The following is a 13210-nucleotide window of genomic DNA, read 5'->3' on the forward strand; positions in this document are numbered from 1 at the left end:
CCATGCCCGGCCTCTATCTGCACATTCCCTTCTGCGACACGAAGTGCATTTACTGCGATTTTTACTCCATTGAAAGCGACGGGAAGCATGAACGCTTTCTTGCGCAACTGCATACAGAGATAGCGCGGCAAGCCGATCTGATCGTCGCCCCATCCTCGTTTCACAGCATATTCTTCGGTGGGGGAACCCCATCACTTTTGGAAGCGCGGCAGATCGGCGATCTCCTCGAAGCGCTGCACACGCGCTTCCCCGTTGCGTCCGATGCCGAGATTACCATGGAGTGCAATCCCGGGACGGTGCATGTGGAGAAACTGCGGGGATATCGCGAAGCGGGCGTGAACCGGCTGAGCTTCGGAGTGCAGTCCTTTCACGAAGACGATTTGCGCTTTTTGAGCCGCATTCACTCCGTCACGCAGGCCGAGGCGGCGATAGGCGATGCGCACACGGCGGGCTTCGACAATGTGAATCTGGATCTCATGTTTTCGCTGCCGGGACAAACGCCGGAGCGCTGGATGCACAATCTCGAGCGGGCGCGGGCGCTCGGCACGACACATCTGAGCTGTTATTCGCTGACCGTGGAACAGGGCACGCCGCTCGCGAGCATGGTGCGTCGCGGCACGGTGGCGATGCCGCTTGATGAGAGCGACGCGACGCTGTTCGAGCTCACCATGGACACGCTCGCCGGCTGGGGCTTCCGTCAATACGAAGTTTCGAATTACGCGCTCCCCGGATATGAATGCCGGCACAATCTCACGTACTGGCGGCATGAGGATTATCTCGGTTTCGGTCCCTCCGCGCACAGCACCTGGACCGGCCGCCGCTGGTGGAACGTCAGCAGTGTACATGCGTACGGTGCGGCGATCGAGCGTGGCGCCTTGCCCGAGGCCGGAGGCGAATTGCTTTCGCCCACACTGCGACGCGAAGAGTACATATATCTGCGGCTCAGAAGCGAGGGCATAGATCTCACGGAATTCCGGAAAGTGTTCGGCAGCGATCTCGCCGAGGATAACCGGGCGTTCGTTATCCGCTGCCTTGAAGCAGATCTGCTTATGCAGCAGGGAAACATACTCCACCTCACGCGCAAGGGAATGCTCGTGTGCGATGAAATCTGCGCCGAGCTGGGGTGAGCCGAACCGGACGAAGGCACCACGTCCCCAATCGGGCGCCGCTCGCGAGACTCTATCGTTGCACCGTCACTTCGCATTCCGCGCAGCCGGCTGCGCGGAATCATTTCACATTGGATACGAACATCTTGATGCGCCCGTCGGCATATTGCCATCCATACACCGCATCCGTGGTATCGCCATGCAGAAAGAGCAGGTCGAAGCCGCTATCCCATAGTTCCTCGCGTATTTCGCGAGTTGTCAGGACGAGCGCGTCACCGGGGCGCAGTGCCGGAAGAGTATCGATAACGGTGTCAAAGGGACGCAGATAGCTCTCTTCCCTTCTGTCGATACGGATAGTGTAGCGATCGATCCTCTTCTCCCAGGCGTACTTCATAACAATGGAGTCATTGCCGGCGCTGACATGAAAGGGCGCTTCATCGACGAGCCGTTGCCAACGCTGCGAATCCGCATCATTGTTCTCCTGTGTGCACATTGTTATGAATGCTACACTGAAGATGAGTTGGAGTTGTACGAGCACTCCTCTCTGAAGCAGTCGGCGTTTCATTATATACACGTCTCCTCGTTGCTGTAGCTCTATGGGCTCGTCACATCGGAGCACCGGCATCTCGTTTGCCCTGGTACGTGGAATGGATCCAAATCGCTGTTGGCATGGAATTGTGCCTTACGACTGGATCACCATCTTTCGTGTAAGGAATTTACCGATCGTCTTGCACTATATCAAGAGATGCAACGCGGGTGTTGTTTTTTTTTAAGACATTCTCGGGACATAGAACCGTTTTCCGTCTACTATACGCTGGTCTCCGGCTTTCCATCAACAATTATCTCCCGCAAATGTAATTATAAATTGGATTCATGACAGTCGGGTGAGCACATGCTTTCGTGCGTGTGACAGGACGCCGCTTACCCGGATATAGCGTGGGTGGTTATGGACGAAGCGTGGCATCTCCGTCGCGTCGGTCTTCAGGTTTGCCGCTGTACGATACCGTAAGGAGGGAAATGACCGTTACGAGAAATCGCCTGGCATTCCAGGAGGCTACGAGTCCTGACTGGACAGTGAAGGGACGGGGCAATTCCATACTCGCGGGCTCGGGATGCAGGGCGGTGCACCGCGAGAGGTATCGGCCACCACCGTGCAAAGCACGATACCGCTTATCGTCTTTCACGTAGCCTTTAACGAATCCCGTCGCTCATCTCCGCGCAATTGTCTGCGCTACACCTTCAGCTCATAAATCATGAAACGGCTTTCGTCGGTGAGCGGCGACCAGTCGTAACCGCCCCAGACATTGGTGATGCGCAGCCCCGCCGAGGCGATGCGCTGCTCTATGTCATCACGCTCGAAGACGCGATAGGTGGGCGTAAAGATTCGCTTGCGATGGAGCAGGCCATCTACGTCATACTCTTCGTAAATCTGATAGCTCGTACCGATATGCGTTTCGGCGTTGTAGTTGCGGGCCAGCCAGAAAAGCATACGATTTTCGTTGGGCAGCCGGTACTCGTCCACCAGACGCAGTGTGCGTCCGTCGCCGCAGGTCTGCGCCGAGGGATGGTGCAGCGTGACAATGGCCCGGCCTTCTTCTGAAATGTGCGCTCGCACACGCCTGAGCGCGGCGGTGGCGTCGCAGGGATCGGTGAGCTCCTGCAGCGACTGAAAAGGAATAATGACGAGCGGAAAGGTCTTCCCGAGATCGAAGTCACGCATATCCGCTTTCACGATGTCGATATGCAAACCTTCGGAAGCGGCTTTCTGTTGCATGCGCTGCAATTGTTTCCAGGACGCATCGAGCGCGGTCACCTTCGATCCTTGCCTGACGAGAGGCAGCGATACGCGACCGGTGCCCGCCGTGACTTCGAGAACTTCGGAGGCTCCCTGACCCTCCTTCTTCCAGAACGAAATGTCGTAATCCGCCGTGACGTACAGGTCGTACAGATCGGCGATGCGGTCGTAGTTGTTGACGTTGCTCATGTTGTCCCCCGGAGTGGTTGGATGTGCTGCGAATATGTGCGATACCTGAGTCCGATATACAAACTTTTGGGGTAAAGAGCAAATTTCCCTGTTTCACTTCGTGCGGGAGCTTGTTCTGGCGCACCGCCTCCCCTTCCCACTGTCGTCACTTACTACGAGCGGCGGTAGCGGCGATGTGCCCTGCAAAGGTGGTGATGAATGTTTCTAATCCGGACATGGTAGAATATTCGGTGAATTTACCTGTCGAACTCGCATTCCTGGAGGACAGCAAAAGGCTTGCGCTCGTATAGAGATTCTCACGAATCAATTTTCTACACAGAATATCATATCGCTTCGCGTAGGACGCATTCTGAAAATCCGGAGAGATCGGGAAATGCGGGCTTCGATCTTTCACAGATTTCCGGGACCTTTCGCAATCCTCAAGAAGCATAAGCCAGCCGATAAACGGCCGGGGTGCTTCTCCAAATGCACCTTCACGAAAAGCGGTCCAGAAATCGGCGGCAGTGCCGATCGCTTCCTCGCAACGATTATTGAAATTGTTTCCGAAGGACGGCCCTACCTGGCTCTTCAGTTCTATCGCCGCGATTAATTGTTCGTCATGTATGACGATAACATCCCATATTTTCGTCGGCCGAAAGTACCCAGGCAACGTCAAAGCGTGTCGGCCAATCTGAATATGGGCGTCTGTGAGTCCGTTATTCAGGACAACCTTTTTGATCAACGTGACGAAGCCATCCATGTTCTTCCCTGCCGTGACTCCAGCCCGTTCCCCCTGATCGGATATCCCACGGTTGGCTTGCTTCTGGCGAGCGCCGTCTCGTTGCCGCCAAAATTTCTTAATCGCGGAGCGTGCTTCTTTCTGGTAATCCAATACGTGAAGTCCCATGATTTACTCCTTACCGTTTCCGCCAATTGCTGCCCGTTCGGCAGCACTGAGGCTATAAAGGTCAAAGACAGCTTGTTGTCCGTCTTCAAAATCGTCCACTTCCGCAGCATGACTGAGCTTTTTCTGCAAGGATACGGACACGTCGCGCCAAATCGGTAGCCTGATTCTGCGCAAATACTGAGCCTGGAAGCGAAGATATCCGCCGCGCATCTGCGTGCTGTACGTCGAGACGAACAGTTTTGCGATCCCTGAACGCAAGACTGTTTGAAGGGCTCGTAAATCCCAGTCTCGCGACGTAATGTAATAAATGTTGTGGTGCGGGTAATATTCACCAGAGTCGTATACGATGTTGGCCTCGCCCTTTATATCGGGAATGAGCAACTTGGGTGTTGATCGAAGCACTGGGTGAATTCTGTCAATCGTGCGATACCATCGGAGTGGTTGATTCTTTGCACAATTACGTTGCTTCAATGCCTCACGATGCTTTGCAAAGTATGCTTTGAGTCGCGGATATTCCTTTAAGTCAACAAGTCCACCGTCATCACAAAACGGATTAATGACCCCGAGACCACGCCACCGTATCACACCACTCTCGATGTCTTTCGTGGTTACCAAGGGTAAGACTCTGTCCTCCTCGACGGGAAGTGTGTTCATTGTGTCGATATATATTCTGTCGGCTCCTGTTGCCACACCTATTCCAACCTTGCAGCCTGTTTCCTCCAGGGAAGGAAATTGTTTCTCCAGGCGCCGGACAATTGAAAGTTGGTCGAAGGAATGCAATAACCAAGGCTGGGAGCCGTTCACAACACCTTCAACATCGACTATTCCGGGAAGGATCGAATTTAATCCGGATCGTAACTCCCGAGCAAGCTTTTTGAGATTGGACGATGTGAGCTCAGGTTGGTGGGTAATACGGGTGCGCTTTTGTTTTTTCTCTTTGGAAATCAAAGTGATTGCCGGGTACGCTACCACATCTGAATGGAAAGCGGGTGTATCGACCATATCCACATAGCAGTCCAGGTGGTAATCCCTTGCTACCATCGACCGGAGTACCTGACCGTACTTATTCTTCATCCATCGGTCCGAGCAAATGAAACACAGCTTCCCCCCAGGAATCAACTCCCGCAACCCGCGCTCGATAAATGGCACGTAGAGATCCGCACGATCATACATGGTGCTGTACCGCTTTCGATAGAGGTTGAGGAGCTCGGTCGGGATAGCTTCCTGACGAAGATATGGAGGGTTGCCAACGACGTGAGTAAACCCACCAGGAATGTCAACGAGCAGAAAATCACCCAGTACAATCCATTCATCAAGCAATAACTCCGCATTTTTGATACTGACTCCACGCCCGACCATAAGGGCGCTCAATAAACTTCTGGTTTTTCGGAGACTTGCCTCATGCACCTCGACCGCGCGGATGCACGGAGCCATTATCCCGACTATGTTATCCTTTTTCAATGCGCTCGCGGGAACACTTTTCAGCAACCGCTCCACGATTTCGGTAAGGAAATCCCCTTCGCCAAACGATGGCTCCAATATTCTGTATGTTGAGAGCGGAGCATCTTCGGAATAGCCGGCCAAATCCAGTATGAACTCAACGACCTCGTGTTTTGTAAAAACAGCCCCTCGCTGCTCCGCATCCGCGGCAGCATATTTTGCGTGGGCTGGTGCAGTATCAAACATTGGCAGGCTCAATTGAAATGGCATTTCTCGTACACTGAAAGCTACATTGAAAGCATCCTCGGAACAATGCACGCAATCGGCATTTGCATTTTCTCCCATCGTTTCACCTCTTCACATTAGACATATGTCTAATATATGGCGTTTGTTCTGTTTTCGCAATGCGTTGCTCAAGAATCGCGCGAGTTCTCCACATTCGTATGGATACATTGCGCCGGATTGTTCTGCTTCACACCGCCGTTTGTAGGCCAGTGATAAAGGCGATGATCCGATGAAAGGAATCAGCTATTATCCGTCGGCTCCGCTCCAACCTGTTTCTTGCTAATACATTCCCTGGCCCACTCATAACGCCTGAAGCGCCCGTCGTCCTTCGTGGCGGAGGCCGGAATTCTGCGCACATCGAGATTGTCTTCGAGATCGAGCAGTTTGACGCGCATGGCGGCGGAGTTGGTCATGACGCGGGCGATGTATGCTTCCCACTCCTCCTCCGCACCGTCGATAACGCGCTTGCTCAGGCAATCCACCGCGGCGACGATGTGTTCGGGAAAACCGCTATCCCTCAGTGTATCGAGCGTTACCTTTCCGTCGCCGTCTTCCACCACATCATGCAGGATGGCAATGACCATGTCATCCACGCTCTGCGCACGCATGGCGACACGCAGCGGGTGCAGAATATACGGTGCGCCGTATTTGTCCACCTGTCCCGTATGCACGGAAAGGGCGATTGAGAGAGCGGTATCGATGAGGTTCATGGGCGGTATTCTCTATTTTCTGGAGGGATCGTAAAAAGGAAGGATTCGTGAAAAGGTGAAAAGGAAAAAAGGTGAAAAGGTAGGAGTGCTAATCGAAGAGCGTCTTACCTTTTTACCTTTTATCCATCTCACCCTTTCACGATCTTACCTTTTCACCTTTTCACGCTTCCCATCCGATTCACTCCTCCTTCATCAGCTTACTCCCGTGATCGGGACTGCGCTCGAGTTCGATGCGATGGCCCGCGCCGGAGAAGGATTCTTCATGGCTGATGATGAATAGCTGGTCGAACCACGGATCGTTGTCGCCGGTGAGATCCTCGAGATGCTCAATGACGTCTGCGAGATGCCGGCGGGTTTCCTTGTCGAGGTGTGTGGTGGGTTCGTCGAGAAAACCGATGCGGCATTGCGAGTACCATTTGATCAGCGCAAGTTTGACCGCGAGACTGACCCCCATGAGCTGTCCGCCGGAAAGTTCGCGTCCGCGAATCCGACGTTCACCGTCGCGGAGCTCCACCGCGTAGGTCTGCTCATCCCAGTGCAGTTGCAGCCCCTGCTCGGGCGCGATGCGCTGATACAATTCGGCAGCAAAGGCCGACAGTGCGCTGACGATGCTTGCGCCCACGTGCTTCGCCAGCTCGCGTACCACGTGCTGATGCACTTCGCCGGAGAACGCCGATTCCGCCCCGGCTTGAGCGAGCATGGCTTCAAGCTTGAGAAATTCCTTGTGGGCTTTCTGCAGGGAGGCAACTTTCTCGCCCTGCTCTTTCACAAGAGCGGCAATACGTCCATGCCCGGCATGTGCCTCTTTCTCCGCGACGGATGCCTCGTCGAAGCGGGTTTTTGCTTCGGTGTAGTCGGATTCGGAAAAAGCCTGCGAGAGCTGTTCCTCGCGGAGGGACAGCGCACCCAGCGCATTGCGCGAATCCGCGATATCAAGAGCGACAACCTTCACATCAGCTTCACGTTGCGAAAGCTGCGCTGCGGTGGGCTGTGCCGCGAGATATGCTTCGTAGGCCGGACGCGATCGCTCCAGTTCGGCTTCCGCAGTCGTAATGTGCTCATCCAGCTTCTCGTACTGTCCGAGGATACCATTGAGAGCTGACGATGAGGTCAGCCAGGCGGCTTGCAGCCTTGCGATGTCGTTTGTCAGATCTGCCAGCCGATCCGTGAGCTGAGTATCCTTATCGAGAGCTGCTTGCAAGGCACGCTGCTTTTCTTCGAGCTGCTTCCGTTCGCTCACACCCTGCTCTTTCACAGTACTGACGTCCTTCACGGCGTCCTTCGCAAGTTTCTGCAGGCGCTTTTCGATACCCAGCGCTTCGGACAACATGGCGTCCAGCACCGTACTCTCCTCCGTTGTCGCTTCCGCCGTGGTGAAACGCTCGAAGAGTAGCTCAGACTCCTCGCGCAAAGCGGGAAGGAAGGGCGCGTCCAGTTGTATGTCGGCGAGGCGTTGGTTGAGCACATCGAAGGTGTTGCGCAGATCGAGGATCTTCGATCCCTGAGCAAGCAGCGTCTTGCGCGTGGTGTTCACGTCCTGCACATAGGAGCGGAGCTCACCCGCAAGCTGCGCGCGGATTTCGATGGCTTTCCGATCCTCATCGAGACGCGCGAACTCGTCGCGCAGCGTGGCTATGCGTGTCTCACGTTCGAGAATATCCTGTTTCGCGTCCTCGATCGCAGTGCGGGTGTTTGCCGATTCCTGAAGCGCTGCATCTCGGCCGGCCTGTATTCTCGCGATCGTTGACTCGTAACGCAAAGTTTCCGCCGCCAGTTGCTGTTTCGCGGTGTCGCGTTCTTTCACGGAAGCTCTGAGCGCGTCGAGCGTCTTCCCGGCCTCAACATATTGTCCGAATCCCGGCAGAGCTTCACGCATGGCCGCCGCCGCCAGCTTCACCTCATCGAGCAGCAGGCGGGCCTTCCCTTCCGCATCGAGCGCCCCGTTCAATTTCTCCTGAAGGCGCTGTTTCTCGGAGCGGAGCGTCTGCAATTCGTCGCGCACCGTTGACAGTGCCTCCACAACGGCTTTTGCTGCCGCTGAGTTTTTCGAGGCGGCCGCGAGGGTTTGTTCAGCTGTTCGGAGTTCCTCTTCGCGGTCCGACAGAATCCTCATGGCCTCTTCAAGCTCCGCGCGTACGCCGGAACGCTCATCATACCGGATGTTCAGCTCCTTCAGCTGGCTTGCCTGCCATTTCACGAAGGCGTAGAACTGCTTCTCGAAGGTCTGGAAATCCTCGATACCCAGAATCTTCTCGAACAGGTCGCGCCGCTCGCTCTCGGTGCGCGTGAAGGGTTCGTCGAAACCTCCCTGCTCGGTGCCGATGATGTCGCGAAACAACCTGTCGTCGTCAATGCGCGCCTCGCCAAGTATGTGCAGACGGATATCGTCCTGAAAATCCTTTTTCCGTCCCCCGCTGTTGGCCAACTCGCTCCCATGCGCATCGAAGATGCTGCGCTCGTAGTCGATGCTTTCGCTGCCCTTCCGTTTCCGCGAAACGAGTTCGCAGCGCACCGTGAAGCGCTCGGCGCCCCGCTGCACCTCGACCTCGATGCTCGCTTCCTTTTCACCCTTGCGTATGAAGCCGGTACGCGCGTTTGCGTCACGGAATTTTCTCGGCCAGGCGTCGAAGAGCGCTAGTCCCACCGCTTCGATGACTGTGGATTTTCCCGCGCCGTTCCGTCCGGCGATGACGTTGACGCCACGCACGAAACGGAGTTCCTCGCTGATAAAGGATTTGATGTTGAACAGTCGGATGGCGGTGATGATCATGCTTCACCTCCGTGAGCGTTTCCCGGCAGCGCCTCAGCTTCCCGCCCGGACAGCTCCGGATATTCGACGAAGGGTAGGAGACGTCTCCGTACGTCGTCCAGGACAGCGGGACCGGGATTCTGGGCCAGTCCCTGCAACTGCGCCTTGACGTTCAGCAGCTCCGCAGCGAGTTCCTCTTCCCTGCCGTGTGCGATGCCGCGGTCGCGCAGCAAACCCGCCGCAATAACGCGCGCGCGGTCCATTACACGTTCCAGCCCTGCGTCGTCGAGAATCAACGTACCGTGATCGCCGGCGCTCAATACATCCTGCATCAGTATTTCGACATGCAAAGCGCCGAAGTCCTCCTTCAGCAGTTCCGACATTGCATCGCGCGGAAGCAGAACGCGCGACAGGCCCAGCGCCCCGACAAGGCGTACGACTACTATGGGACGCCTGGCTCGCGCCTGCTCATCGAGCGAGGACGCAGCCGCTTCGCGCAGTCGCTCCACGATATCGGAGGGGCTCGAGGCTCCGCTTACATCCACCCGCAATGTATGCGCCGGACGCTTGTCGGTGGGCACATGCCGCACATACAGGTGCCGGTTCCGGCGCACGGCGTGCAGACAGCCGGGCTCAGGTTCCCGCAATTCATCGGAGACAGTGATGTCGTAGAAGCCCCGCAGCTCGGCGGGCAGGCGGTAGTCCAGCGGATTGACGTATTCGAGCGAACCAGGATTGAAGATCCAGCCATCCGTTTCACCGTCCAGACCCACGCGAGTATGGCGGTGGCCGAGTGCGAGACAGGTCACGATCTGTTCCAGCGGCGAAAGATCCTCCTGCGCGATGCAGCCATATTCCAACGCATCGCTGGTCTTTGCCACCATGAAATGCGCGAGCAGTATCACGATATCGTCATCCGGCAATTGCGCGGCGGCTCGTGCGAGATGTTCTTCGATACGATGGGCGACGAAGCCGATGCCGGCGACGGTGATTCCCGCGGCGGGTTTCCACAGCGCCCCGCCTTCCGCTTCGCCCAGTACGATTCCCGCGTCATCATAATCCGGACGCAGCAGGCGCAGATAGCCCTCGCTGTGCAGCAGATCGAGCGGTCCCGAGGGCTCGCCCCGCTTGCGCCGGTCGTGATTGCCCTCGATGGCCGCGGCCGGTATGCCTGCTGTGCGAAGTGGTCGCAACGTTTCCATGGCGCGGCGGAGCGTTTCATTCGACGGCTCCTGCTCATCAAAGAGGTCCCCTGCGACGAGCACGGCATCCACGCGCTCCTCACAGGCGTGACGCACAACGGCAGCCAGAGCGGAAAAGTAATCACCATAGCGTTCCGGGCTCTGATGCCCGTATTTGCCAAGATGGACGTCGGCGCAGTGGAGAAATCTGAACGGCATGGAAGGATGATCCCCGTATCGCTGTAGTCGTAGGAGAATTTGTGCGATCAGTGCAGGAGCACACGGCGACGTGCGGCGCCTTCCGTTCCGGTAGCTGTGAGCGTATAGGCGCCCGCCGGTAACATCGGTAAACGCAGTATATGCTCGCCGCTGCCGTCGGCATAATGTGCGAGCGCGGAGAACAGTGTGGTTCTTCCAAGCATGTCGCTGAGCGTGAGCCGGGCCGTACCGGCAAAGCCATTGATGCCCACATGCAGCAGGCCGCGGGCGGGCTGGGGATACACAGCACCGAGTTCGGGCCTCCCGGAAGGATGCAGCGAGCCGCTGCCTGATGGTTTTTTCACGACAATATCGATTATTCGGGCCATGTGATCGGATGCGGCGAAGGCGTCACCACGCTGCAGTCCAAGGCGGCTGAGCTGCGCGTCGCTCATCTCTTCCGTGTTGAGCACGAGATGCTGTGTGATGTCCAGGGCGCTCTTCGTATACAACACGTAATCGAGCTTGCCGGGCGCAAAATTACTGCCCTTGTCATACCAGGTCCAGGTGAACAGCGACACGGGATGAGCCGCTGGAAGTTCCGTCCATTCGCCGCCGTCCCAGTCCGGCGCGGAGTCGGGACCGTAGGTTGCATTGTCGACGATATCGCCGGTCAGCAGCGTACGCAATTGACGGGAATCACCCACAAGATTGAAATCCCCCGCCATGATGATGGGTGTACCATATTCGAGATCGATTCGATCACCCGGCGTACGGGCATCGCGGAGAAAAGCGATGACGCCATCCGCTTCCTGCTGGCGCTTTTCATTGGCATTGCAGCAACGCAGATGAGCGTTGATCACGAGCAGCGGCCTGCCGTCCATCGTACGCAAGAGGTAGGCCGACTCCCGGTAATTCGGCTGAATGAGCCAGTCGCTCTCGATGTCGAGATGCGTCACCATCACGTTGCCGGCATCGGTTTTGAGTGCGCGCCAATGCCTGCCCTCAGGCGCCCGCATCGTCGCCTCTACCATGGATTGGACCTGTCCCGCGCTCAGTTCGAAGCATTCCTGAAAACACATCACATCGGGTTTGAGAGCAGACAGCACACGTTCGAATATTGGCCGACGCTGTTGATCGAGTAAGCCGTTCTGTTCCACATTCCAGGACAGGAGACGTATGCTCCCCGGTGCCGGAGCTTCGAGTGTTCGCTCGGTGACGCGGGGAGCTGGGATGTTTTTCAGTTCCACGGTAACACCGCCATCCTGATCGGGCATGCGGTCGCCGCCGGGCTCTTCCGCAAACAACACGACGCGGATACGGTCCCCCGGAAACAGCTTCCTGCCCGCGATGGTGGCATCGCGCCGAAAGCAAATCTCGAAGCGCGAGGAAGTCATGGACGGCGCGGGGATATAGCCGATGTCCGCATGCTGCACTGTCGTGGTGGAGGGACCGAGTCGTACCTCGCCTTCGCGCTTTGCGAAATTCCACACCAGTTCGGCTCCGATGCCAGCGAAACGTGTGCCCGTCGCATCGGATACATCGGTGTCCAGATAGAGTTTGAGCGGATTGTCCTGCTGAAGCAGAAATGCATCCTCTGTACTAAAGCTGATGTACACCCATTCGGCGTCGCTGTCCGCCCGCAGTGTTCGAAAATCAATGCCGGATACGCCACGGTCTCCGGGAGCATCATTCGACAGCACGGGTCGGGCGTCCCAGTCCTCGAAATACCCGTCGATGGCATTGGGCGGAGGGGTGCGCTGCGCGAAAGACAGAGCGGAAAGAATGAAAAAGAATACGACTGCGGAAGAAACGACGTTGCGCATGGACTCTATTCCTGATCAAAACATGACGAGTTTACCATTCCCGAGGTGCGCAGTGCCCCGGTCTTCGCCCGGGTGCGTCTGAGCCAGACCACAAGAATCAATGCCTGTAAGGTAGGAAAAAATGTCCGCGCGAGAAATGACAGCAGTATGAAACGACATGACGGCTGACGCTTCCTCACTCCTCACAAATACCAGGGGCCCAGTTTCCCGGACCCCATGAATCTGCGGAGACAGAAGCGGAAGTCCTTCGGTGCTGTCACTTTGCAATGGCGTAGCCGACGATTATGCCAATTCTGTTTCCGTCAGGGTTCGTCACCCATACCAGGTTGATGGGTATGCTGACGCCGCTGTAATCGAAACTTTTCCCGACAGAGGCCATCAGCGCCGTGTGCGCACCGTCACCGGCCAGAAGCAGGTTTGGACCGAGACCGAATTCGATGCCCGAGGGCATGCGGATGCCGAGACCCAGCGTTGTGCTGAGCAGAACTTTTCCGTACTCCACACCGCCGACGAGGGGGATGAACTCCACGACGAACTGCGGTCCGCCGCCGTCCGGAATGACCTGCCATTCGAAATGCCAGCCAAATTGCGAAATGATACCGCCGATTTCCCGCTTGTCCAGCTCGTCCCGCAGCTTACCGCCGCCGGGGATAAAGGTGAGCCCGAGACGTGGTCCACCGAGATTGCGTTCGGCGAAGGTGACCGGCCCTTCCACCGGCACAGGCTGCGCTGTTGTCGCTTCCGTGCAGAACAGGAAGAAGATTGTGAGCGCAAGAGAGATGATGAGCGTTTTCATGATATCCTCCGATTGAGGGTTGTGTCCGATTTCCACCGGTAAAGTGTGG

The 13210-nt window shown here is 56.6% G+C and carries 10 protein-coding genes; 1 reads left to right on the forward strand and 9 read right to left on the reverse strand.

Annotated features, from left to right (window positions below):
- Positions 1-2 precede the first annotated feature (2 nt).
- Entirely contained in the window at positions 3-1127 is a 1125-nt protein-coding gene (gene hemW, locus M5R41_10085) for a radical SAM family heme chaperone HemW (protein MCZ7556736.1), read from the forward strand.
- Positions 1128-1227: 100 nt separating this feature from the next.
- On the opposite strand, the gene M5R41_10090 is transcribed toward hemW, so the two are convergent.
- The 9 genes from M5R41_10090 to M5R41_10130 form a co-directional block, all read right to left on the reverse strand.
- Positions 1228-1671, reverse strand: coding sequence for a hypothetical protein (locus tag M5R41_10090; protein MCZ7556737.1), 444 nt, complete (start codon positions 1669-1671; stop codon positions 1228-1230).
- 666 nt (positions 1672-2337) lie between these two features.
- Positions 2338-3090 (reverse strand): class I SAM-dependent methyltransferase, encoded by a 753-nt coding sequence (locus M5R41_10095; protein ID MCZ7556738.1) that lies wholly within the window; start codon positions 3088-3090, stop codon positions 2338-2340.
- A gap of 145 nt (positions 3091-3235) precedes the next feature.
- Positions 3236-3976 carry a PaeR7I family type II restriction endonuclease gene (locus M5R41_10100; protein MCZ7556739.1) on the reverse strand — a complete coding sequence of 247 codons (741 nt, stop codon included), beginning with the start codon at positions 3974-3976 and terminating at the stop codon, positions 3236-3238.
- A gap of 3 nt (positions 3977-3979) precedes the next feature.
- The gene (locus M5R41_10105; protein MCZ7556740.1) at positions 3980-5662 is read right to left on the reverse strand and encodes an Eco57I restriction-modification methylase domain-containing protein; all 1683 of its coding nucleotides are present in this window, start codon (positions 5660-5662) and stop codon (positions 3980-3982) included.
- A 278-nt stretch (positions 5663-5940) separates the two neighbouring features.
- Positions 5941-6411: a GTP pyrophosphokinase gene (locus M5R41_10110; protein ID MCZ7556741.1), complete on the reverse strand. Its 471-nt coding sequence runs from the start codon at positions 6409-6411 to the stop codon at positions 5941-5943.
- A 178-nt stretch (positions 6412-6589) separates the two neighbouring features.
- Positions 6590-9181 (reverse strand): SMC family ATPase, encoded by a 2592-nt coding sequence (locus tag M5R41_10115; protein ID MCZ7556742.1) that lies wholly within the window; start codon positions 9179-9181, stop codon positions 6590-6592.
- Complete coding sequence (locus M5R41_10120) at positions 9178-10560, reverse strand: exonuclease SbcCD subunit D (protein ID MCZ7556743.1); 1383 nt, start codon at positions 10558-10560, stop codon at positions 9178-9180. Before M5R41_10120 ends, M5R41_10115 begins: the two co-directional genes overlap by 4 nt.
- A 47-nt stretch (positions 10561-10607) precedes the next feature.
- Positions 10608-12365, reverse strand: a complete 1758-nt coding sequence (locus M5R41_10125) for an endonuclease/exonuclease/phosphatase family protein (GenBank protein MCZ7556744.1) — start codon at positions 12363-12365, stop codon at positions 10608-10610.
- 256 nt (positions 12366-12621) lie between these two features.
- Positions 12622-13161 (reverse strand): hypothetical protein, encoded by a 540-nt coding sequence (locus M5R41_10130; GenBank protein ID MCZ7556745.1) that lies wholly within the window; start codon positions 13159-13161, stop codon positions 12622-12624.
- Positions 13162-13210 lie beyond the last annotated feature (49 nt).

The organism is Bacteroidia bacterium (assembly GCA_027493955.1).
Taxonomy (GTDB): Bacteria; Bacteroidota; Ignavibacteria; order SZUA-365; family SZUA-365; genus JAOSJT01.